General features: G+C 55.0%; 16 protein-coding genes and 7 pseudogenes. 5 read left to right on the forward strand and 18 right to left on the reverse strand.

Translation table 11 applies throughout. From position 1 onward, the window contains the following. The 4 genes and pseudogenes from CES87_RS11410 to CES87_RS11425 all read right to left on the reverse strand — a co-directional run bounded on the left by CES87_RS11410 (position 1) and on the right by CES87_RS11425 (position 2,772). A pseudogene (locus CES87_RS11410) lies at positions 1-354 on the reverse strand (DUF1493 family protein). A 32-nt stretch (positions 355-386) separates the two neighbouring features. Further along, positions 387-593: a hypothetical protein gene (locus CES87_RS11415; protein ID WP_128606191.1), complete on the reverse strand. Its 207-nt coding sequence runs from the start codon at positions 591-593 to the stop codon at positions 387-389. A gap of 262 nt (positions 594-855) precedes the next feature. Then, on the reverse strand, positions 856-1,146 hold the full coding sequence (locus tag CES87_RS11420; RefSeq protein WP_128606192.1) for a hypothetical protein: 291 nt from the start codon (positions 1,144-1,146) through the stop codon (positions 856-858). 366 nt (positions 1,147-1,512) lie between these two features. Then, positions 1,513-2,772 (reverse strand): IS256 family transposase, encoded by a 1,260-nt coding sequence (locus CES87_RS11425; RefSeq protein WP_128606128.1) that lies wholly within the window; start codon positions 2,770-2,772, stop codon positions 1,513-1,515. Positions 2,773-2,993: 221 nt separating this feature from the next. Here CES87_RS11425 and CES87_RS11430 point away from each other — a divergent pair, with 221 nt between their 5' ends. Next, positions 2,994-4,928 carry an ATP-dependent DNA helicase RecQ gene (locus CES87_RS11430; protein WP_128606193.1) on the forward strand — a complete coding sequence of 645 codons (1,935 nt, stop codon included), beginning with the start codon at positions 2,994-2,996 and terminating at the stop codon, positions 4,926-4,928. 39 nt (positions 4,929-4,967) lie between these two features. On the opposite strand, the gene CES87_RS11435 is transcribed toward CES87_RS11430, so the two are convergent. The 8 genes from CES87_RS11435 to rffA form a co-directional block, all read right to left on the reverse strand. Continuing rightward, the gene (locus CES87_RS11435) at positions 4,968-5,420 is read right to left on the reverse strand and encodes a GtrA family protein (protein WP_256590864.1); all 453 of its coding nucleotides are present in this window, start codon (positions 5,418-5,420) and stop codon (positions 4,968-4,970) included. Further along, entirely contained in the window at positions 5,377-6,300 is a 924-nt protein-coding gene (locus tag CES87_RS11440; RefSeq protein WP_128606194.1) for a hypothetical protein, read from the reverse strand. The genes CES87_RS11435 and CES87_RS11440 overlap by 44 nt, the downstream gene beginning before the upstream one ends. Then, positions 6,297-6,962 carry an acetyltransferase gene (locus CES87_RS11445; RefSeq protein WP_128606195.1) on the reverse strand — a complete coding sequence of 222 codons (666 nt, stop codon included), beginning with the start codon at positions 6,960-6,962 and terminating at the stop codon, positions 6,297-6,299. Before CES87_RS11445 ends, CES87_RS11440 begins: the two co-directional genes overlap by 4 nt. After that, positions 6,959-7,594, reverse strand: coding sequence for a trans-aconitate 2-methyltransferase (locus tag CES87_RS11450; RefSeq protein ID WP_128606196.1), 636 nt, complete (start codon positions 7,592-7,594; stop codon positions 6,959-6,961). The genes CES87_RS11445 and CES87_RS11450 overlap by 4 nt, the downstream gene beginning before the upstream one ends. After that, positions 7,581-8,504 carry a glycosyltransferase family 2 protein gene (locus CES87_RS11455; RefSeq protein ID WP_128606197.1) on the reverse strand — a complete coding sequence of 308 codons (924 nt, stop codon included), beginning with the start codon at positions 8,502-8,504 and terminating at the stop codon, positions 7,581-7,583. Before CES87_RS11455 ends, CES87_RS11450 begins: the two co-directional genes overlap by 14 nt. Next, entirely contained in the window at positions 8,501-9,202 is a 702-nt protein-coding gene (locus tag CES87_RS11460; protein WP_256590865.1) for a WbqC family protein, read from the reverse strand. Before CES87_RS11460 ends, CES87_RS11455 begins: the two co-directional genes overlap by 4 nt. Positions 9,203-9,231: 29 nt before the next feature. Continuing rightward, positions 9,232-10,869, reverse strand: coding sequence for a hypothetical protein (locus CES87_RS11465; protein WP_128606198.1), 1,638 nt, complete (start codon positions 10,867-10,869; stop codon positions 9,232-9,234). Between the two features lie 107 nt (positions 10,870-10,976). Beyond that, the gene (gene rffA / locus CES87_RS11470; protein ID WP_128606199.1) at positions 10,977-12,143 is read right to left on the reverse strand and encodes a dTDP-4-amino-4,6-dideoxygalactose transaminase; all 1,167 of its coding nucleotides are present in this window, start codon (positions 12,141-12,143) and stop codon (positions 10,977-10,979) included. 356 nt (positions 12,144-12,499) lie between these two features. Here rffA and CES87_RS11475 point away from each other — a divergent pair, with 356 nt between their 5' ends. Next, complete coding sequence (locus CES87_RS11475; RefSeq protein ID WP_128606200.1) at positions 12,500-12,931, forward strand: thioesterase family protein; 432 nt, start codon at positions 12,500-12,502, stop codon at positions 12,929-12,931. 66 nt (positions 12,932-12,997) lie between these two features. On the opposite strand, the gene CES87_RS11480 is transcribed toward CES87_RS11475, so the two are convergent. The 4 genes and pseudogenes from CES87_RS11480 to CES87_RS11495 form a co-directional block, all read right to left on the reverse strand. Then, positions 12,998-13,489: a glycine zipper domain-containing protein gene (locus tag CES87_RS11480; protein WP_128606201.1), complete on the reverse strand. Its 492-nt coding sequence runs from the start codon at positions 13,487-13,489 to the stop codon at positions 12,998-13,000. Between the two features lie 352 nt (positions 13,490-13,841). Then, positions 13,842-16,189: pseudogene (locus CES87_RS11485) on the reverse strand (FdhF/YdeP family oxidoreductase). Beyond that, a pseudogene (fdhD, locus tag CES87_RS11490) lies at positions 16,186-17,026 on the reverse strand (formate dehydrogenase accessory sulfurtransferase FdhD). Before fdhD ends, CES87_RS11485 begins: the two co-directional pseudogenes overlap by 4 nt. Positions 17,027-17,118: 92 nt before the next feature. Beyond that, positions 17,119-18,003: pseudogene (locus CES87_RS11495) on the reverse strand (LysR substrate-binding domain-containing protein). A gap of 134 nt (positions 18,004-18,137) precedes the next feature. Here CES87_RS11495 and lysM point away from each other — a divergent pair. Next, positions 18,138-18,577: pseudogene (gene lysM, locus CES87_RS11500) on the forward strand (peptidoglycan-binding protein LysM). A gap of 110 nt (positions 18,578-18,687) precedes the next feature. Here lysM and yrfG read toward each other — a convergent pair. Then, positions 18,688-19,348: pseudogene (yrfG, locus tag CES87_RS11505) on the reverse strand (GMP/IMP nucleotidase). Positions 19,349-19,437: 89 nt separating this feature from the next. Between yrfG and nudE the strand changes: the two are divergent. After that, positions 19,438-20,003 (forward strand): annotated as a pseudogene (gene nudE / locus CES87_RS11510) (ADP compounds hydrolase NudE). After that, positions 20,000-20,827 (forward strand): 3'(2'),5'-bisphosphate nucleotidase CysQ, encoded by an 828-nt coding sequence (gene cysQ, locus CES87_RS11515; RefSeq protein WP_128606202.1) that lies wholly within the window; start codon positions 20,000-20,002, stop codon positions 20,825-20,827. The pseudogene nudE and the gene cysQ overlap by 4 nt, the downstream one beginning before the upstream one ends. Positions 20,828-20,959: 132 nt before the next feature. Here cysQ and CES87_RS11525 read toward each other — a convergent pair whose 3' ends face one another. Beyond that, positions 20,960-21,415: a YiiD C-terminal domain-containing protein gene (locus tag CES87_RS11525; protein ID WP_128606203.1), complete on the reverse strand. Its 456-nt coding sequence runs from the start codon at positions 21,413-21,415 to the stop codon at positions 20,960-20,962. Positions 21,416-21,438 lie beyond the last annotated feature (23 nt).

The raw sequence follows: 21,438 nt of genomic DNA on the forward strand, positions 1-21,438 counted from the left end.
TTACAGACTTTCAAGCTCCCGGGTGTCCCAGCGTTGAGCCTTGATAGCCCGGTAGAGCATGCCGATGGTCAATGGTTCCTTGTCGCCGCGACCCTTGGTTTTGCGCTATAGATACACATCGTAGCCTTCTGGTTGGAAATAGCGGTAGCTGTCGTAATCCACGAAATCGATGGCGAACTGCTCTTCCAGGGTTTCGATCAAATGTTGGGCGTCGGCGCCGGTGCAGCCGAGGTCGAAATTTATCGATGTGGAGAGGCTGATGGTTTTGCGTTCGGGCAGGCCGAGTTCTTCGTGAAGCAGTTGCATGAGCAGGTGCATGGTGGGGTCGTCGGGGAAGTTGGCAGCGAGGTGCATTGTGGGTTGTCCGGAGGGGGCTTGGTTGGAGCTTATTGGTCGTTGGTCCTGATAGGAAGGATTGACTTGGTCGTTCCCGCGATCCGCTCTTTCAGGTTGCGGGAAGACCGACGTTCATTCCGTAGGATCTCGCTCATCTGTTGCACGCTGGCTTCTGTATCGTTGATCAGGGCGGCGGTGTCGGTGAGGTTGGTTTGGAGTGGGCGGTAGCGATTTGGAAATGGATTTAGCGTGGTCACCGAGGAACACCTCTATTTAGATGGGAATGTGAGATCTCATTGTTCTCGGGTGACCAAGCCCGGGCCGCTGATTTGGCAGCGACGGTTCAACTATAGGTATGAATCCCTTTAAGGCGATAGGCGACAAGGTGTCTTCTTTTGTAGGACCGTGCCGAAGATTTGATAGGGCGATACCTACAGACTTATCTTTTGCGCGATGAGCATCAGGAAGACCGCGTTATCGTTCTTTGCGGGCAAGCCTTGCTCCTACACGGGAAAGTGGTCATCGGGTGATTTTTGGCAAGCGCTGACGGGCGATGTCGAGCAGGTCGTTACCGTCCTGGGTAAGCAGGTACAGCGCGCTGACGATGTTGGGGATGTCGCTGGCGTCGGCTTGTTTGAAGCACTGGCAGTACAAGGTTTCGAGCAGGTCGCTGGCGGCGCGAATGCGTTGGCGGGCGGCGTCGAGGATCTCGAAGGGGTCGGCTTCGGTGTCAATCATCAGCACTGAGGTTTCGCTGTAACTGGATTTGAGCGGGCGGTAGCGATCGGTCAATGGGTCGGGGCTGTTCATCGTAATGAGTCCTGTGCGAAATCGGCGAGTGTTCTAGGCAGGCCGAGACACTGTTTTCAGCCGCGCCGCAAACTATAGAAGGGTGTGTCGCGGCGCCACAAGACGGCGGTGATGGACAGGTTTTGTAGGGCTTTTGTCGTTTTTTGAGGAAGGGGACTACGCGTCGCTGGAGGTTTTTTGCCGTGTAAGTGCCAATGGTAAAAATGCCTACGGGATTGTCAGTTAATGCGCGGTGGGGCCTGGTTGAGGGTGCCTCAGAAACCGTAGGTCATTTCGAGTTTTTCGGTGATCGTGCCGGCCTCTTCGGGAGTGTCAGATATTTTGTGTGCGGGCCGGTAACGGCCTGCCGTCAGGCAAGCCCTCATTTCACCAGTTTGACCTGGTAAATCGATCTCCATAAAGAATCGCAAATTGATTCATGGCTGTCTTCCAGTCGTGCGCCGCGCTGCCCCAATTGGCAGTGATGTTTTGCAGTGCCAGCCAAATCAGCTTTGTTGCCGCATCGTCAGTCGGGAAGTGGCCTCTTGTCTTGATGATCTTGCGCAGCTGAGCATTGATGCTCTCGATGGCATTGGTGGTGTAGATCACTTTTCTGATGCCAGGCGGGAAGACGAAAAACGGGATGACTCGATCCCAGGCGCGTCTCCAAGCGGCTACGACTGTGGGGTACTGCTTGCCCCAAGGCCCGGTTTCGAATGCGTCCAGCGCTTGCTCGGCAGCTTCTACATTAAGCGCTTGGTAAATCGGCTTGAGGGCTTTGGCCAATTCACGGCGCTTGTCCCAGGCGGCGTAATCAAGACTGTTGCGGATCAGATGCACAATGCAGGTCTGCAAGGTCGCTGTCGGATACACCGCGCTCAAGGCTTCTGGCATGCCTTTGAGGCCATCGGTCACCGCGATTAGCACATCTTCGACGCCTCGGGTTTTGAGGTCGTTGAAGACCTTCATCCAGAACTTGGCCCCCTCAGTGTTCTCAATCCAAATGCCCAAGATATCTCGGGTGCCGTCTGGCAGTACCCCTAACGCCAGGTAAATGGCCTTGTTGCGAACCAGCCCTTCCTCACGGATTTTGACCCGCAGAGCATCGAAGAAAATCACCGGATACATCGGCTCAAGTGGGCGTTGCTGCCAGGCAGCAACTTCCTCTAAGACCGCGTCGGTGACCGAGCTGATGAAATCATGGGAAACGTCAGTCCCGTACTGCTCCGAAAGGAATGCCCGGATCTCGCGAACGGTCATGCCACGGGCGTACATGGCAATGATCTTGTCATCGAAACCCGTAAAACGACGCTCGTGTTTGGGAATCAGGATCGGCGCAAAGCTGCCGTCGCGATCCCTCGGGATGTCCAGCCGCAGCGGGCCATCGTCGGTCAACACGGTCTTGCCGCTTGTGCCGTTGCGCTGGTTACTCGTCTCTTCAGGGCGCTGTGCGCCCTGAAGATAGCCAAGGTGGTGACCCAGTTCGGCGCCAAGGGCTCGTTCAATCAGCGCCTTTTTGAACGCCATCGCGGCGTCCTGAATCGCCTCGGCGCTCATTGGACCTTTGACGAACTGATCAATCAGCTCCTTCGGGATCGAAGGAAGCTCGGGTTTGGCCTCCGAGGCCGTTTTCTTCTTGGTCGGCATACATGCTCCTTTTCAACATGTTATGCCCGAACACAAAATTTCTGACAGTCTCGCCTCTTCGGGAGCAAGGCGATCCGGCATTCACCCTCTACTCAAGCCTTGCCATCCCTCCAAGCCATCCGCTGTATCATCCCGTATCGTTTTTTGCCCCGACCTTTCTCGACTCGCTGCAATCGCCGTCTAGGCTTTGCCCATTGCAGCAGTCAACGGAGTGACAGCTTATGCACAACACCCTGGAACAGGTTTTCGGTTATCCACAGTTTCGACCCGGGCAGGAAGCGGCAATCGGCGCGGTGCTGGCCGGGCGTTCGGCGGCGGCGATTTTCCCCACCGGCTCCGGCAAATCCCTTTGCTATCAGCTATCGGCGGTGATGCTGCCGCACCTGACACTGGTGGTCTCGCCGCTGTTGGCGCTGATGCAGGATCAGTTGATGTTCCTGCAACGCCACGGCATTGCAGCGGGCAGTATCGATTCGGCGCAGAGCCGCGATGACGCCAGCGATGTCATGGCACGTGCCAAGTCCGGTGAATTGAAGATTTTGATGATTTCCGTGGAGCGCCTGAAGAACGAGCGTTTCCGCAATTTTTTGCAGCAGGTACCAATTTCGCTGTTGGTGGTGGACGAGGCGCACTGCATTTCGGAATGGGGCCACAACTTCCGCCCGGATTATCTCAAGCTCCCGGACTACCAGCGCCAGTTCAATATCCCTCAAGTCTTGCTGCTGACGGCCACCGCGACGCCCAAGGTGATCGCTGACATGCAGGCCAGGTTTTCCATCGCCCCTGAGGATGTAGTGACGACCGGCTTCTATCGACCGAACCTCAATTTATGGGTAGAACCTGTGCGCGGGCAGGACAAGCGCCAACGCCTCGTGGAGTGGATGAGCGAGCGTCCCGGCCAGCCGAGCATCGTCTATGTCACCCTGCAAAAAACCGCCGAACACATTGCCGAGCACCTGAGCCGCAACGGCATTCAGGCCGAGGCCTATCACGCCGGTTTGCCCCACGACCAGCGCGACGGTATCCAGAAACGCTTCATGGGCGGGCAGTCCAATTGCATCGTCGCCACCATCGCGTTCGGCATGGGCATCGATAAGAGTGACATCCGCAACGTGGTGCATTTCGACCTGCCAAAATCCATCGAAAACTACAGCCAGGAAATCGGCCGTGCCGGGCGCGACGGGCAGCCGTCCGACTGCCTGGTACTGGCTAATCGCGACAGCCTCAACGTGTTGGAAAACTTCGTCTACGGCGATACGCCTGAGCGCGATGGCATACGCCGTGTGCTCGATGAGCTGCAAGCTTGCGCGCCTGAAGGGCAGTGGGAGTTTCTGTTGGGGCCGCTGGCGGACAACAGCAACATTCGTCAGCTCCCGCTCAAGACCTTGCTGGTGCAGCTGGAGCTGCGCGGGATCATTACCCCGCGTTACGCGTACTACGCCGAGTACCGTTTCAAGTATTTGCAGGAGCCTGAGGCGCTGCTGGCCCGTTTCGAAGGCGAGCGCAGGGATTTTGTCGCGGCGATCATCCAGACTTCCAGTCGAGCGCGGACCTGGGCCACGGTGAATTTCGAGGCGTTGTACGAGCAGCATCAGGCTGAGCGCAGCCGGGTGGTCAAGGCGCTGGATTATTTCCAGGAGAAGGGTTGGGTGGAGCTTGAAAGCAAGCTGATGACAGAGGTCTACAGCCTACTGCAAACGGAGTTTGACAGCGCCGCAATGAGCGAAGAACTGCATGCTTACTTCGTTCGTCATGAGCAAACCGAAATCGCACGAATCCACGCCATGCTCGATCTGTTCGCCACCGACCATTGTCTGGGCTATCGCTTGGCCGAGTATTTCGGCGACGAAAATGCGCCCCGGCAGTGTGGACATTGTTCTGTATGCCATGGGCAAGTGGCACGGCTGCCAGAGCCACCGGCATTACCGGCCCTTGTGGATAAAAATTTCGAAGCCTTGTGCGGTGACTTTATCCACAGGCATGAGCAGCTCACCGGCAGCTTGCCTTCAGCTGAGCGCGTGACGCGGTTCTTGTGTGGGATCGGTGTGCCGTTGTTTACCAAACTCAAGGCGCGGACGATTTCCGGATATGCGGCGTTAGAGGATTATCCCTATGCTGAGGTTCGGGGTTGGGCTGAGGAGGCGTTGTCGAGCTGACCGTAGGCATGCCGTGGTTACACGCTCATACCGGCATTCTTACTTGGTCGATGATTTCGGAAATACAAAAAACTTGAGCAACAAGAAAAGAAAACCGGCAACCGCAAATATCGCAAACATCTGAACCCATTGATGGGGATAGCCAAGGAAGTCCACCATCACGATAAGGATGGATAAATTGAAGGTGTAACCAAGAGTATATGCAAAAATATACCGCGCACCTGCGCTTAATGGGTTTCCATCATGGGTAAAGGTCCATTTACGGTTGCCGATAAAACTTATGACAGTACCCGCGATGTAAAGTGTGCTCATGGTGGTTTTAGGGGTTCCACCAAAATGCGTAATCAACAGATAAATAGCATATCCAATTGAATTGGCAAGCAGACCGATGATTCCATAACGCACCATTTCGATGATGGATTTTTTTGAAGGTGTCTTGGATAAAAGTTTACGCATCAACCAAAACCGCCAGGCCAAATCCGGATTTTCCATAACCGTTCCCGTTGTACAGCATGTAGCGCTGATTATTATGGATAAATACAAATGGATATTCGATCATTTCCGAGTCCCAATCATTTTCCGAAACTTCAATGCCGACAGTGCTGAGGCAAAGGCGCCAAACGCATCCATCGTTACTTCGTGCGTAACCGATTCTGTAGGATGTTCCCGTACCGCTGCGATATGAAAACCACATTTCAAAACCGCTTTCCATTGAGCCAACGACGGTTGGTCTTGAAAAGGCTTGCGCCTCTCCAATGATGTACGGAACCGCCAGCCCCAGCCGATTCCAGCGATGCCCGTCGTCCGATGTTGCATGGTTCAACGTATGCAGCATTTCCCCGTTGCCGGCATCCCAGCTCGCAGTTGACCCATACCACATACGGTAGTCGCCATCTGCGGTTTGCATTACCCATGGATAAGAAAGGCTTATCGGATCTGCGCGATCAGACCCCATGAAAGGCGCTTGGCTTTCCAGTTCCAGCGTCAAGTCAGGATTTACGATCAGCCGGCCAATATCACCACGCCAATGGCCTTCCGCCGGGTTTTGCCAGCCCATGAAGAGCATGTACTGCACACCATCGACGCAGTAGCAATTGCCGATGCTGACGCCATCTGCAAAAAAACTTCCTTCGTGGCCATGCTCAAATATAGGGGCATGGTGTTCCTGAACAACTTGTCGGGTAACGATATTAATATCCACCGCACCCACTGAGGAGCGGTTATCAATATCCCTACCGCTGTAATAGATGCGATAGATATCGCCTTCAAGCAACACTGGCAACGGATTGGCAGCGTGAGTCAAAAGCTTTGGATGTCGTCCCGTTCTGGAAGGACTGTATAGTAATCCGAGTTTTTTCCAACGAGGATTCATATTTTCCTCAGCTTGGTGCTTGGGACTTTAGAGCGTTCAGTCGCCGAGCCTACGTACAGACCTTCAGGGTCGGCATCTGCCAAAAGCAAAGCGCCTGCTCCGACGACACACCGCTCACCTACTTTGATGTGGTCGCGCAGCGTTGCGTTAACGCCTATGAAGCATTGCTCGCCAATTTCGACTCCGCCAGAAATCACCACATGTGAAGCGATGAATGTGTGATCCTTGATGGTGGAATGGTGACCGATATGATTTCCGCTCCACAATGTCACGTTGTTGCCGAGAGTGGCGAAGGGTTGAATGGTGTTGTCTTCCAGAACGAAACAATTTTCACCAATTCGTCCCTCATTAAGAACCGTCGCATGGGAACTGACAAAACTTGCGAACCGGTAGCCCATTGCTTTTCCGGCGAGATATTTTTCTTTTCGTACAGCATTGAGTTTTGAGTAACTGAGAGCAGCAAACAGTTCAAATTTTTCGGGAGGGTAATGAGTAGCGAGTTCCTCGAACGGGCACACCGGGAGCCCGCAGAAAACTGTATCGCCCATGTAGGCAGCGTCAACTGAAAATGCGACTACTTCGTAATTTGAGTCAGAAGAGAAATAGAAGTGTGCAAGTTGAGCAATATCGCCCGCGCCGAAAATGACAAGACGTTTCTTCATGGTTGCTTCCTAACCAGGATGGTGAATTCGTAAAGATCATAATCATGAAGCAATGCGACATTGCGCGAATAACGGCGTTTACAGAGATCGAAGAGCGCGCAAGGATCGGCGTAATACAAATAATCACGCATTTTGTCGGCGTCAGAGTAGGACGTCAGGCAATTGAACGCGAATCCGAGGCGACTGGTTTTGTCGAGAGTATCAAGTACCCCTTCGAGATAGGTTAACCATTCTGAGTCAGTTCTACCCAACCGAACGTTGAAGATCCCGCTCGCAATCCCGTAGTCTGCAATCCGCTCTGGTTCGCTTCCTACATGAAAACTTACATGCGCTTGACCTTCGTAGCGTATTTTTGCAGCGTTGATCATGTCTTCTGAAACGTCTATACCATTGTACGAAAATGCAGCATGCCGCTCGCGCAAGAAGTCATAGAAAGCGCCGTAGCCGCTTCCGATGTCATTGATGGAGAAAGGCTTCTCGATGTTGATGATCTTATCGACTTGGCGAAAGCGCAGGTATTGCCCTTCCTTACCGTTCCAGTCCACCCCTTGCGGCGTTTCGCCGTGTTGGGCCAGCTTCGATGAGTAGTAGTCGGCAACTTCAGACAAAATGCCAGATTTATCGCTTTCCATGAACGTGCCTCACAATGGTGTAGGGACGCTGTTTGGTTTCGGAAAATATTTTTGATAAATAAATTCCGACGATACCAATAAAGGAAATGATCATCCCACCCAGTAGCCAGATGGACGCCATGACGGATGTCCATCCGTCCACGGGCGTGGCCAGCGTCAATTTGATGATGAGTAAGTAAATAATATAAACGCAGGATAAAAGCGAAATGCCAAGGCCAATGTAGAAGATGCCAATCAGCGGCGCATTGCTGAACGAAGTTACAGAGTTGACAAGTAGCGACATTTTTCTGCGAAACGTATAGGTCGTTTCACTGGTGCTGTGTTTCTTTACAAGACTCGGGCTTTGAATGAAGCCGGTTATATGCCACAGGCCTGCCATGAAGACTTCACGCTCCTGGTGACTGAGCAGAGCGTCCACGTAACGGCGCGTCATCAATCGGGCAGTCACGATGTTTTCGGGCAGATTTAGGCCTGTGAGCAGCCTGAACAGGCCATAGAACCAGCGGCCGCTGATGCGCTCGACGAAGTTGCCTTTCCGTCGCTCCTGCACACCATAAATCACATCGCTGTTGTCCTCGGCCATTTGTTGCGCGAAAGCGAGCAACCACTCGGGTTCCTCTTCCAGGTCGCTGTCGATTAGGAAAATCCGCTCACCGTTGGCATGGGCCAGACCGGTCATCATGGCTTTGTGATGACCAAAATTGCGCGACAGGTCAACGACGATTACGTGCTGATCCTGCTCAGTCAGCTGCACGCCGGTCTCAAGACTGTTATCGGGTGAGCCGTCGTTTACAAGGATAATTTCATAATCGTCCCCCACCAGCGCTTGAGCGGCGGCAGTGGCTCGTCGGTAAAATTCGGCGAGGTAAGCGGCCGACTGATAAAGCGTCGCAACAATCGAGAGTTTCATCGGCGTATGAATTTCATATAGTTAGGTGCTTCTTTCCCACAATTGAATAGTAAGTCAAGAATCGTCACGTTGTGGGAGAAATCTCCCCAGAGCTGAGGATATTCTGGATAACCGGAATAGTCGAACCAGCTGAGGTGAATACCTCGGTCGGAGAACACATCGGCCACCACGTAATCACGGGCTGCCGGGCCTGAAATATACTCAGTTGCGCCTGCTTGCACGCAAAGGTCAGCCAGACGCTCGGTTTTGCCGTCACTCAATATGTAGTCAGATGAGTTACTAATACGTGTTGTAATGCCCAAGTAGCTACAGATGGCTTCTAAAAAAGCCCTGTTCAGGTCAGATAGTCGTACGTAAGTTCTTAAATAGAGAGGCTCGAGCCAAGCTCCAATTTCTTCAAAGTGTGGTGAGCGACGATAATTCTGCTGCAGTGATTTCCAGTGTGCGGACGCCCAATCAAACCCTTCAATTTCTGTTTCGAAAATGGTTTGATGGTATTTTCCTTTGACTTTAACTGGGACAGTCAGCCACTGCAGGCCTTGTGGTGTTTTGATCTGATTACGATTGCGCCAGTCACGCCGCGTGTACTGCATATCATCGTAGATGACGAACTCATCGACAGCGGAAATCATGTCAAAGTAACCCTTCCAGGGTATGTAGTTGGATTGCACTATAGCGATTTTTTTCATTTCACCCATTTGCCTCTTGAGCTAATAGGAACAACGATTTAAAAGTCATTTAAATTAACACAGCAATAGCCCATGTCGTCACTTTTCTGCTTCGAGCGGAACTGTTGTGGCATCCATTCGCAGCGAGAAATCAATCCGGGGCTATGTATTTTTTTCAAGAATGGCAATAGTCGACCATTGGTCAAGTCTCCGCCAAATCCATATTCCGATACGTATAGAGTATGTATAGGTTTTTTCGCTTGAACAAAAACGAAGTACGTCATGTGGTCGACAACCATGTTTTGAGTGTCTTTGAACGGCAATTCGCAAGAATGACCGAGCTTTTCTATGGATCTCAAATGTGATTGAACATCAAAAACCGGGATGGACAAAGGCTGTCCTGGTAACGTTGCTGTTGCGGAATAGGAGTTTTTAACTAAGGCGGGGAGTGTCTTGGTCAACAGGGTCAACATCGAAATTATGGATATTGTCAGGATTATGAAATAACCATAACTCAGGTATTTAGACGGTCTTGGTGAAGGTGAGGATTGCAATAGCAAGGCTGCCAGGATTACGGATACCGGTAGAAATTGAGTTCCGGAATAGAAGTTTTGAATGTTGAAAAACAGTGCGTTGACAACGTCTGCTGCTGACAGTGATGCAGCCAACGCGAGCGGTATGGTAAGTTTTCGCATTAAAGCTCGGGCAACAAAAAAAATGGCGCTAGCGATGTGTGTGCCGATGATGAACGAATAAAGCAGATATTTTATTACGAAGTTCAAACTTAACAGAAATATGCTGCTTTCTTCCATGGGGGGCAGCCAGCCGGATTGCGAAACAGGGTTAAAGGTCAAATGTGTAATAACCCTTTCCGGGAATTCCAAAAGATTTGTCATGGCCGCCTGAAAAAACTCAGAAGGCGCTGTAAATAACATCCTCGGAAGCAACGTGTTGGCTGCCAGCATTGCTTGCATCGCAGGTGCATCGATGCAGGCCGCAATGGCGTTCGACTCATGAAGCACTTGATAGAATAAAATTAATGCGTAGGTCAGTAGAGCGAAGCGGATCAGCCTATGGTAGGTCTCTGTTGTAATCCAAAGTGCGATAAGCAGAAACGGTAGAAAGAACAGGCTTTTTGGATGTGCATAAAAAAAACACGAAAGAATTAGGGCAAATAACAATGCTCCCGCGGATTGTGTTTTTAAAGTCTTTTTGTCCTTAAAATAAATGGCGGTCAGGCAAAAAGTCAAAATCGGCAGTGTCATGAATTGTTCGGAGCGAGAGAGGTCCAGCAGGTACGGCAATATGCCCAAGGCTGAAAATGCCACGAAGCCGGCAAGACGCCTGACCGAAGATGTGTTTTCGTTTGTTTGTTTGAAAGTCCAGTATGCCAGTAGTGCTAGCCAGACAATGGATAGTGTTATTCCACTTAATCTTATTCCAAGCGGACCCAAGTTTGAGTAAATTGCTGAAAATAAAATGGCAGCAGGATAGAAAACAATGGCAACAGTCCTGTCAGCCATCGTTGAGCATTGCGGGAAGAAAGAAACCAGGTTTTGATCTTCCAGAAAAAATCTGGAAACGTTCCACTTGGTCACTGCTTCGTCAGAATAAAGCGGTATGAAAATCCCGCTGAGTAACGCGAAAATAAATAATCCGATAACCGTAAGCGGAATTACATTTATTTTTCGGTACATTGTTACTGCCTTGTGTGTTGGTCGGTTCGGGCTTGAAAAATGTCTAGGCGTTATGCCGGGATGACCACTACCTTTCCGGTAAAGAATTAGTGGTCAGGTAATTATGATCAGGGATGTGTATAAGTTTTTGTTGGTTGAGTGACTGCATTTAATAACACATCAACTATCCGGGACTGTTGCTGCTCAGTCAAGCCTACCCAGAGGGGTAATCGGATCAGCCGTTCGGATTGATGATTAGTTACCGAAAGTTCCCCATGTGTCCGGCCATAACGTTTTCCCCCTGGAGAAGAATGTAAAGGGACATAATGAAAGACAGCGTCGACCGAGTTTTTCTTTAAATCACTCAAAACTCTATTGCGGTCTAATTCAGGGTTGAGCAACACGTAGTACATGTGCGCATTGTGTTCACATTCAGCCGGTATTAGTGGGCGTCTTAAAATGCCTTTCTGCTCAAGAGATTCGAGCAATATGTGATAGTGCTGCCAGCTTGTAAGGCGTCGGGAAGTTATTGATTTCGCTTCTTCCAACTGGGCCCAAAGGAACGCTGCCGTCAGTTCTCCCGGCAGGAAAGAAGAACCGACCTCTTGCCATGTGTACTTATCGATTTCTCCACGGAAAAAGCGGCTACGATCAGTACCCTTTTCTCGAATGATTTCAGCCCGCAACGCCAAGCTGCCGTCATTTACTAATAAAGCGCCACCCTCTCCTGAAATTACATTCTTCGTTTCGTGAAAGCTGAACGCTCCCAAGTCACCGATACTTCCTAATGCCCGCCCCTTATAGCTGGCCATTACCCCTTGGGCGGCATCTTCCACGACTTTCAGGCCGTGGCGGCGAGCGATTTCCATGAGGGTATCCATCTCGCAAGCAACGCCGGCGTAGTGGACTGGTAGGATGGCCTTCGTGCGGGGCGTAATCGCTTCTTCAACCAGTCGTTCGTCGAGGTTAAGAGTGTCGGTCCTTATGTCAACGAACACCGGAACCGCGCCGCGCAGGACAAAGGCATTGGCGGTGGAGACAAAGGTATAGGACGGCATGATGACTTCGTCACCGGGCTGTATGTCCAACAGCAGTGCAGCCATTTCCAAAGCAGCCGTGCAAGAGTGTGTGAGAAGCGCTTTTACGGAACCAGTCATTTCCTCAAGCAAGCGGTGGCACTTCTTGGTGAATGGGCCGTCACCGGCGAGCACGTTGGCAAGCTTTGCCTGTTCAATGTAATAAAATTCCTTACCTGTCATGTAAGGACGATTGAACGGGATCTTTTCGATGCTCACGCGCTATGCCTCCGGGTCTGTTTTTCTTGTAGTGAATCAGCCAGTAGATTTTGGCGCTCTGGTTTGTGATCCGTGCGGTCTGACATTTAATGAAAGGGCCACTATATGATGCGCTGCCAGGCATTTTCGGTTGCTGCGATCATAGCTTAACTATCCTTCAAACCCACAATCTCCCATAGCGACGGCCAATGGCTTGTGTCACGTAGAGTCTTCAATATCTCCATCACGAGTAGGCTCGCTCCCACTCTGGATCTCGACCGTATGCGAGCTCAGTGCGCACTGAAGTCGATTGCTTGCGATAAGCAAGACACAGTTTTCGCTTTATTCTGGCCATTCAACTTCAGGAACCAACACAGATGTCCAACCCGACACCCCAACGCACCGACTACCCCCACTTCCAACCCATCACCACCCGCTGGCATGACAACGACGCCTACGGTCACGTCAACAACGTCACCTACTACAGCTTTTTCGACACGGCAGTGAACACCTACCTGATCGAAGTCGGTGGCCTGGATATCCATGATGGCGAGGTGGTAGGTTTTGTTGTGAGTTCGGCGTGCGATTACTTTGCTTCCATCGCGTTCCCTGACCGGATCGAGATAGGTCTGCGGGTAGGCAAACTGGGCAACAGCTCGGTGCAGTATGAGTTGGCGGTGTTCAAGCAAGGGGAAGATGAGGGCTGCGCAGCGGGGCGCTTTGTGCATGTGTTTGTCGACCGTGCATCGAACCAGCCTGTAGCGATTCCGGCCGGATTGCGCAATGCCCTGGAGCGTTTGGTGGTTTAGTTCAGGCAAAAAAAATCGCAGCCCTTGGGCTGCGATTTCTTAGCTACCAGCAAAACCGCTTAGATATTAATCGCGATCACGGTAGTACTTGTGGTGCTTGTGATGTCCATAGGCATGGCCGCGACCCCGATGGTCGTCACGGTAGTAACGACGATCATCATGGCCACGATAGGAGCGACGATCGTTATCTTCCTCGTTGCTCTTGTTGCCCATGTAGTTGCCCAGCGCGCCGCCAGCGCCGCCGCCTGCTGCGGAGCCGATCAGGCTGCCGCTTGTGCCGCCCATGCTGCGGCCAACCACGTTACCGCCTGCAGCGCCCAACGCACCACCAATGGCGGCTTCGCCACGGCTGTGTTTGTTCGCGCCGACTGCGCTACCACCCGCGCCACCCAGGGCCGCGCCGATGGTTGAACCTGTATTGCCGCCAAGTGACTGGCCGACGACCGAGCCTAAAACCCCGCCCAATGCGCCGCCCACACCTGCTTCGGTGGTGCCGCCAGCAGAAGCAATGCCACTGACCAGGCCAAGGGACAACAAGAGAATCGAGGAGAACTTCATGGAGGAACCTCAAGGGGATGACGGCGCGATCCTGAGGCTGTGTCATGGACGTGACAATCGAAATCCGACGAGTAACACGACTTGAGCACATTTCTATAAGTTACTGTTTTTTGGGCGGAACTTAACGATTTTTCGCCGGTCTTTAGCTACTTCGGGATGGCCGTTTTTGTGAAAAAACGGCCTTTTTTGTGGGCGATTGGAAAGTCGTCGGATATGGCCGGGATGTGTGTTGATAGGTCTGGCCTCTTCGCGGGCAAGCCTCGCTCCTACAAGTTCGAGTTTTATCCAATTCTCGGCGAATGACGCGAACCTGTAGGAGCGAGGCTTGCCCGCGAAGAGGCCGGATATCGCGTTATGCCGACTTGGCTAAGATCAACCCCGTCTCACTCGCAGCCTCCAACCGAATCGCCACGAACTTCGACGTCGGCGTATGGCTGCCATCCCCGGTGCTCTCCAGCGGCACCAGCGGATTCACTTCCGGATAGTACGCCGCCGCTTGCCCGGCCGGGATATCAAACGCCAGCAGGGTGAACCCCTTCACGCGACGCTCAACGCCATCGTCCCAGATCGACACGACGTCGGCCTTTTGCCCAGGCTTGAAGCCCAGGCGAATGATGTCGGCCTCGTTGACGAAAATCACATCGCGCTGACCTTTGACCCGCGATAACGGTCATTCAGGCCATAGATCGTGGTGTTGTACTGATCGTGGGAGCGCATCGATTGCAGGATCAGGTCCGGCAATACGCCGGTGGCGCGGGTGCGTTCGTGTACCAGGTCCTTGGGCAAAACGTTGGGGCGGAAATTGGCTCGGCCTGATGCGGTGTTCCACTTGCGCGCACCGGCGCTGTTGCCGAGGTAGAACCCGCCCGGGTTCCTGACCTTCTCGTTGAAGTCCTTGAAGCCGGGAATGGTATCGGCAATCAGGTCGCGGATGCGGCTGTAGTCGGCCACCAACCAGTTCCAGTCCACCGGATGGCTGCCCAGCGTGGCAGCTGCGATGCCGGCAAGAATCGCCGGCTCCGAACGCATCTGGTTCGACAGCGGCTCCAACTGGCCATTGGAGGCGTGGACCATGCTGAACGAGTCTTCGACGGTTACCGCTTGCGGGCCTTCGGTTTGCCGGTCGATATCGGTCCGGCCCAGGCATGGCAGGATCAGCGCATCTTTACCGTGAGCCAGATGGCTGCGGTTGAGCTTGGTGCTGATCTGCACAGTCAGGTCGCAATTGGACAGGGCCTCGAAGGTCCGTGGGCTGTCGGGGGTGGCTTGGGCGAAGTTGCCGCCGAGGGCGACGAACACTTTTGCCCGACCTTCGGCCATGGCGTGGATCGCCTCGACCACGTTGTGACCGTTTTCACGGGGTACCTTAAACTGGAAGCGATGCTCCAGCGCATCGAGGAACGCCACCGGCGGACGCTCGTTGATGCCCATGGTCCGGTCGCCTTGCACGTTACTGTGACCACGCACCGGGCACAGGCCGGCTCCCGGTCGGCCGATGTTGCCACGCAGCAGCATCAGGTTGGCGATTTCCTGGATGGTCGCCACCGAGTGGCGATGCTGGGTGATACCCATGGCCCAGCACATGATGACGTTCTTGCCCTCGGCGTACATGCGCGCCACTTGCTCGATCTCGACAAGAGGCAGGCCGGACTGCTCGATGATCTGCTCCCACGAGGTGTCGTCGATGACGGCCAGGTAATCCAGCACGTTGACGCTGTGTTCGTTGAGGAAATCGTGATCGAACACCGCCGGGGCGCCAGCCTTCTGCGCGTCGCGCTCCCATAGCAACAGGAACTTCGCCATACCGCGCATGATCGCCATGTCGCCGCCCAGTGCCGGACGGAAGTACGCGGTGTTGGTCGGCTTGTCGCCGTTGGTGAGCATTTCGATTGGGTGTTGCGGGTGCTGGAAACGTTCCAGGCCGCGTTCTTTGAGCGGGTTGATGCACACCACCTGCGCGCCGCGCTTCACCGCTTCACGCAGCGGTTCGAGCATCCGTGGGTGGTTGGTGCCGGGGTTCTGTCCCCAGACGAAAATTGCATCGGCGTGTTCGAAATCGTCGAAGGTCACGGTGCCTTTGCCGACGCCTACGCTCTGCGACAACGCGACGCCGCTGGCTTCGTGGCACATGTTCGAGCAGTCGGGGAAATTGTTGGTGCCATAGGCGCGCACGAACAATTGATAGAGAAAAGCCGCTTCGTTGCTGGCACGTCCCGAGGTGTAGAACTCGGCCTGATCCGGGCTCGACAGGCCCTGCAAATGTTTGGCGATCAGCGCGAAGGCAGCGTCCCAACTGATCGGCTTGTAGCGATCGGTTTCGGCGTCATAGCTCATCGGCTCGGTCAGACGGCCCTGATATTCGAGCCAGTAGTCGCTCTGTTCCAGCAACGAGGTGACGCTGTGTTTGGCGAAGAATGCAGCGTCTACACGCCGTTTGGTCGCTTCCCAGTTCACCGCTTTGGCGCCGTTCTCGCAGAACGCCACCATGCCACCTTCCTTGGAATCGCCCCATGCGCAACCGGGGCAGTCGAAGCCACCGTTTTTGTTGGTTTTGAGCATCATGCGCAGGTTTTTCAGCGCGTTGTCGCTAGTCAACCAGGCCTGGGCCACGCTGATCAGCGCGCCCCAGCCACCGGCCGCGCCTTTGTAGGGCTTGTAGCGGGGAACGGGTTTCTGCTCGGCTTGACGGTGTTGACTCACGCTTGATTCTCCAACGCTGGGCTGTAGACCCGCGGCGCATTTTTCTGGGGCAGATGGATGAGGTTAAGGTTGTGGCTACGGGCCCATTGCACGGCAAGGCCGGTGGGCGACGACAGGCTGACCAGGGTCTGGATGCCGGCGCGTAAAACTTTTTGGATCAGTTCGAGGCTGCAACGGCTGGTGACAATCGCCAGACCGCCAGTGATCGGGATGTTGCGACGGATCAGGCCGCCAATCAGCTTGTCGAGGGCGTTGTGCCGGCCGATGTCTTCACGACCTAGCAACAACTCACCTTTGTCGTTCATGAACACTGCTGCATGCACCGCACCGCAATGCTGGCCGAGGGGCTGGAACTCGCCGATGCGCTGGCGCAGGCCGTCGAGCCATTCGGCGGGTGGCAGTGGTGCGCCGGGCAACACCTTGAGCTGCGGCAACGCCTGCTCGACTGCTTCTACGCCGCAGAGCCCGCACCCGCTGGTACCGGCCAATTGCCGACGCTGCTGCTTGAGGTTCCAGAACGCGCGATTGGCGATGGTCACCTGCGCGTACTGCGCCGACCCCGAACCGCTGAGTTGCAGGTCATAGATTTTCAGTGGCGTCCTCGATGATGCCGCTGCCCAGGCTGAAACCGACGATGAAGTCTTCGAGATCGGTCGGCGTCACCAGCATGACGGCTTGGCTGATGCCGTTATAGGCAATCGCCAACGCCACCTCCTCTGCCAACGCAGTGCTGGCCGATTCAGAGTATTCAATGTTGTTGTAGCTGTAGGTCTGGCTGGCAGCGGGCGCGGGCGTTTCGGGGGTAGGCGCCGCGCAGGCAGGGCGCTTGGCGTTCATGGCATCACCGATGGTTTTATCAGCTTTAAGACTAGGCGCGCCAACTTGTCGCGTCTAATCGCTAATACTGATCTGCCGATAGATGCCGTCGATCAAGCACCCTTCTGTGATTGTTGATAAATCGCAAAACATGCCTCTGCCAGCGCCGAACGTGGCGCGCTGCGACGCATGATCAGCCCCAGCCGGCCAAGCGTCTGGGCGTTTTCGATCGGCTGCAGGCGCAAATGCTCAGTCAGACCTTCGAGCCCGCCGTCCAATGGCATCACGGCGCAGCACAGGCCGCCGTGCACAGCTTGTATAGTTGATGCACGGCATCGGTCTGCAACAACGGCTGCGGGGTGAGGCCACGGCTGTGGAAGTTGTGGTCAATGGACTGGCGAAAGTGCATGCCGCTGGTGAGCATGCCCAGCGGCAATTCGATCAACGATTCCCAGCTCAGTGGCGCCTCGCCAAAGGTGAAGAAACGCTGATCGTAAGCAGGCCCATGCGGGTTTCGCTGAAGGTGAGCGAGTCGAAGTGTTCGGCATCCAGACGTTCCAGGTACGACACGCCGACATCCAGGCGATTGTTCGCCAATTGCTCAAGGATTTGCTCCGAGCTCAGCGCCGACAGTTCGAAGCGCAGGTTCGGGTGTTCGCAATGCAGACGCTGCAACAGCGGCAGTGGATCGAAACTCGACAGCGGCACCACGCCCAGTCGCAAAGTACCAACCAGATTGCCGCGACAGGCCGCCGCCTCGGCGTACAAGCCGTCATAGGCTGCCAGTACGGTGCGCGCCCAGGCCAACACCCGTTCACCCGGCGCGGTGAAGCCTTCGAACGCTGTCCGCGATTGACCAGCGAAAGTTCGAGTTCTTCTTCGAGGCTGCGCAGGCGCATGGACAGGGTCGGCTGGGTGATGTGGCAGCGCGCGGCGGCCTGGCCGAAGTGCCGGGTTTCGTCGAGAGCGATGAGGAATTTCAGCTGCTTGATGTCCATCTTCGCTCCGGGGTGCGCAAAGGTGCAGATTCTATCGCTTGGGGCGAAGCGGCGTCATTGGTCGGTTTGGATCCATGTTTGGCCGCCGTGGTCTAGGCTTCTGCGTCTGGACCTGAACCCAAGGAGAGTGCACCATGAGTCTTTTGAGCTTTGTGAAAGAAGCAGGCGAAAAACTGTTGGATTTGCTGACGCCGGGAAACGCTAATGCCAGCGAGCAGTTGAAAGAACACATCAGCAAGGTCGGCCTGGGTAATCCGAATGTGCAGGCAACAGTCGATGGCGACAAAGTCACCGTGACGGGTGAAGTGGCAAGCCAGGAAGAGAAAGAAAAATCCTGTTGGCCGTGGGCAACATTGCCGGGGTCGGTAGCGTGGATGATCAGATCATCGTGACCGGGCCCGTGGTTGTGGCTGCGAAGTTTGTCGTGGTAGAGAAGGGCGACACCCTCAGCGCCATTTCCCTGCGTGTGTATGGCAATGCCAATCTGTACAACAAAATCTTCGAGGCCAACAAACCGTTGCTCAAGGATGTGAACAAGATTTATCCGGGGCAATCGTTGCGGATTCCCGAGTAACCCTTCAGACCGTGTGATGGCCTTCGCGGGCAAGCCTCGCTCCTACAGGTTCCGGGCGTACGAGACAGACCCGTAGGAGCGAGGCTTGCCCGCGAAGCAGGCGACTCGGTCTACAGCCCGGCAATCAAATCCCGATAATCGCCCACCGCCGCGAATTCCGCCGTGTCCTTCGGCCCCTTGCGGCTGTCCGGCTCGCTCACGGCCAGCAAATGCGCCACACCAAATCACGCGCACTGCGCAGGATGGGCAAGGTATCGTCGATAAACAGGCTGCGCGCCGGGTCGAAGTCGATGTCGGCTTGCAACGCGTCCCAGAACTGCGGGTTTTCCTTGGGGAAACCGTAGTCGTGGGAGCTGATCAAACGCTCGAAGTACGGCGCCAGTTCGATTTTTCCAGTTTCAATGACAATGAATCACGGTGAGCGTTGGTGATCAGCACCACGCGTTTTCCGGCCCGTTTTATCGCCTCCAGAAAGGTATCCGCATCCGGACGCAGGGCGATCAGGTGCGCGGTTTCCAGTTTCAGTTCACGCACTGGAAGCTTCAGTTCGGCACTCCAGAAATCCAGGCAGTACCACTGCAACTGACCGGCGTTGCGCTCAAACAATGGCTGCAACTCCAACTCGGCCATGGCCCGGCTCACCCCGTGCAGTTCGGCGTAGCGCTGAGGCAAATGCTCCAGCCAGAAGTGGTTGTCGAAATGCAGGTCCAACAGCGTGCCGTCCATGTCCAGCAGAACGGTGTCGATGTCATGCCAGGGCAGCAGGGACATAAAAACTTCTCCAGCGATAAAAAAGGTATCCGGGAACAACAATCAGGATAGGCCGGGTATAGTAACCCGCTATCGCTCAGGAGCCGCTCATGCGCCAGAAACCCACCATCCTCGCCCGCGAGATCGTCGCCACCAGCCGTTTGTTCTGCGTCGAGGAGCTGAAGTTGCGCTTTCCAATGGCGTAGAACGCACCTATGAGCGATTGGTTGGCAAAGGCGCCGGTTATGGCGCGGTGATGGTTGTGGCGATGATTGATGCGGACCACGCGGTGCTGGTCGAGGAGTATTGCGGCGGCACTGATGAATACGAACTGTCGCTGCCCAAAGGCTTGATCGAACCGGGGGAAGACGTGCTGACCGCTGCCGAGCGCGAGCTCAAGGAAGAGGCCGGTTTTGGCGCGCGGCAGCTTGAGCATTTGACGGAGCTGTCGTTGTCGCCCGGTTACATGAGCCAGAAAATCCAGGTGGTGCTGGCCACCGATCTGTACGAAGAGCGTCTGGAGGGTGACGAGCCGGAGCCGATGGGCCTGGGCAAGGTCAACCTACGCGAGTTGTCGGCATTGGCGCAGAATCCGCAATTCACTGAGGGCCGTGCCTTGGCGGCGTTGTACCTGGCCCGTGATCTGCTGACCCAGCGCGGAGTGTTTGTGCCATGAATTTTCCCCATCCGTTGATGGCACCGGTGGTCGAGCTGGCCTTAAAGGCCGGTGAAGCGATCTTGCCGTTCTGGCGCACGGGTACGGCCGTAACCGCCAAAGCTGACGACTCGCCTGTCACAGCAGCAGACCTGGCCGCGCATCACCTGATTCTGGCCGGACTGACGGCGTTGGACTCGAGCATTCCGGTGCTGTCCGAAGAAGACGCCAACATTCCTCAAAGTGTACGCGCCGGGTGGCAGCGCTGGTGGCTGGTGGACCCGTTGGACGGCACTAAGGAATTCATCTCGGGCAGCGAAGAATTCACCGTCAACATCGCACTGATCGAGCAGGGGCGAGTGGTGTTTGGCGTCGTTTCGATGCCGACCAACGGGCGCTTTTATGCAGGAGGTGCCGGATTGGGCGCGTGGCGCGGCGACAAGGGCGCCGAGCCGCTGCCGATTCAGGTTCGCGAAGTGCCGCCGGCGGGCGAGGCGTTCACCGTGGTCGCCAGTCGCCGCCATTCCAGCCCAGAGCAGGAGCGCCTGCTGGCTGGGTTGAGCGCCAGCCTGGGTGAACTGGATCTGGCCAATATTGGCAGCTCGCTGAAGTTTTGCTTGCTGGCGGAAGGCGCGGCGGATTGTTATCCGCGGCTGGCGCCGACTTCGCAGTGGGATACAGCGGCGGCGCAGGGCGTGTTGGAAGGGGCGGGTGGTGAAGTGCTGGATTTGAGCGGTGCGCCATTCAGTTATCCGGCGCGGGAGTCGTTGTTGAACGAGTTTTTCCTGGCGTTGCCGGCGAAGGCCGCGTGGCGCGAGCAACTGCTGGAACTCGCCCGACGCTGATCGTTCCCACGCTCTGCGTGGGAATGCCTTAAGGGACGCTCCGCGTTCCAGCTTGCGAAAGGGACGCGGAGCGTCCCGGGCTGCATTCCCACGCGGAGCGTGGGAACGATCAATCACAGGATGTGTTGCGCTTCAACGGTGGAGGACGTACTGCCCGACGAACTTCACCGCATCCTCATCGCTACCCGCATTCACCACCCTCGTATGCAGGGTCAAACGCGCCCGTCCATAACGCTGGTACGTCGCCAGAAACTTCTTCCACACCTGCGCGCTCGGCGCCTGGCAAATGGCGTGTGCATCGCCCGTCACCGGTAGTGGATAGTTAATCTGCCCTTCCTGAATCACGATGTGCCCGTCCGCTACGCCTTCTTCTTTCAGGCGCAAATGCAGCCAGCCCCAACCGGCCAGCACCGCGCCGCAATACAGGCTGCCGCCGAACATGGTGCTCTTGTGATTTACGTTGGCATCCAGTGGCAAGTGCAGGCGCAGTTGCTGGTCGTGCCAGTCGAGCACTTTGAGGCCCATGTCCCGGGTGAGTGGGATGTCGTGGTGGAGGACGGATTCCAGTTGACGACTGTCGCGGCTCATTCAGGGGCCTCCAGTGTGTAGTG

The organism is Pseudomonas sp. ERMR1:02 (assembly GCF_002277815.1).
Lineage (GTDB): Bacteria > Pseudomonadota > Gammaproteobacteria > Pseudomonadales > Pseudomonadaceae > Aquipseudomonas.

Coding starts and splice junctions, on each gene's coding strand:
- CES87_RS11425 (WP_128606128.1), bottom strand. CDS start 2,772: ATGCCGACCAAGAAGAAAACGGCCTCGGAGGCCAAACCCGAGCTTCCT.
- CES87_RS11525 (WP_128606203.1), bottom strand. CDS start 21,415: ATGAGCCGCGACAGTCGTCAACTGGAATCCGTCCTCCACCACGACATC.
- CES87_RS11430 (WP_128606193.1), top strand. CDS start 2,994: ATGCACAACACCCTGGAACAGGTTTTCGGTTATCCACAGTTTCGACCC.
- CES87_RS11440 (WP_128606194.1), bottom strand. CDS start 6,300: ATGAATCCTCGTTGGAAAAAACTCGGATTACTATACAGTCCTTCCAGA.
- CES87_RS11420 (WP_128606192.1), bottom strand. CDS start 1,146: ATGAACAGCCCCGACCCATTGACCGATCGCTACCGCCCGCTCAAATCC.
- CES87_RS11475 (WP_128606200.1), top strand. CDS start 12,500: ATGTCCAACCCGACACCCCAACGCACCGACTACCCCCACTTCCAACCC.
- CES87_RS11435 (WP_256590864.1), bottom strand. CDS start 5,420: ATGGAAAATCCGGATTTGGCCTGGCGGTTTTGGTTGATGCGTAAACTT.
- cysQ (WP_128606202.1), top strand. CDS start 20,000: ATGAATTTTCCCCATCCGTTGATGGCACCGGTGGTCGAGCTGGCCTTA.
- CES87_RS11450 (WP_128606196.1), bottom strand. CDS start 7,594: ATGGAAAGCGATAAATCTGGCATTTTGTCTGAAGTTGCCGACTACTAC.
- CES87_RS11460 (WP_256590865.1), bottom strand. CDS start 9,202: ATGGGTGAAATGAAAAAAATCGCTATAGTGCAATCCAACTACATACCC.
- CES87_RS11465 (WP_128606198.1), bottom strand. CDS start 10,869: ATGTACCGAAAAATAAATGTAATTCCGCTTACGGTTATCGGATTATTT.
- CES87_RS11445 (WP_128606195.1), bottom strand. CDS start 6,962: ATGAAGAAACGTCTTGTCATTTTCGGCGCGGGCGATATTGCTCAACTT.
- CES87_RS11455 (WP_128606197.1), bottom strand. CDS start 8,504: ATGAAACTCTCGATTGTTGCGACGCTTTATCAGTCGGCCGCTTACCTC.
- CES87_RS11480 (WP_128606201.1), bottom strand. CDS start 13,489: ATGAAGTTCTCCTCGATTCTCTTGTTGTCCCTTGGCCTGGTCAGTGGC.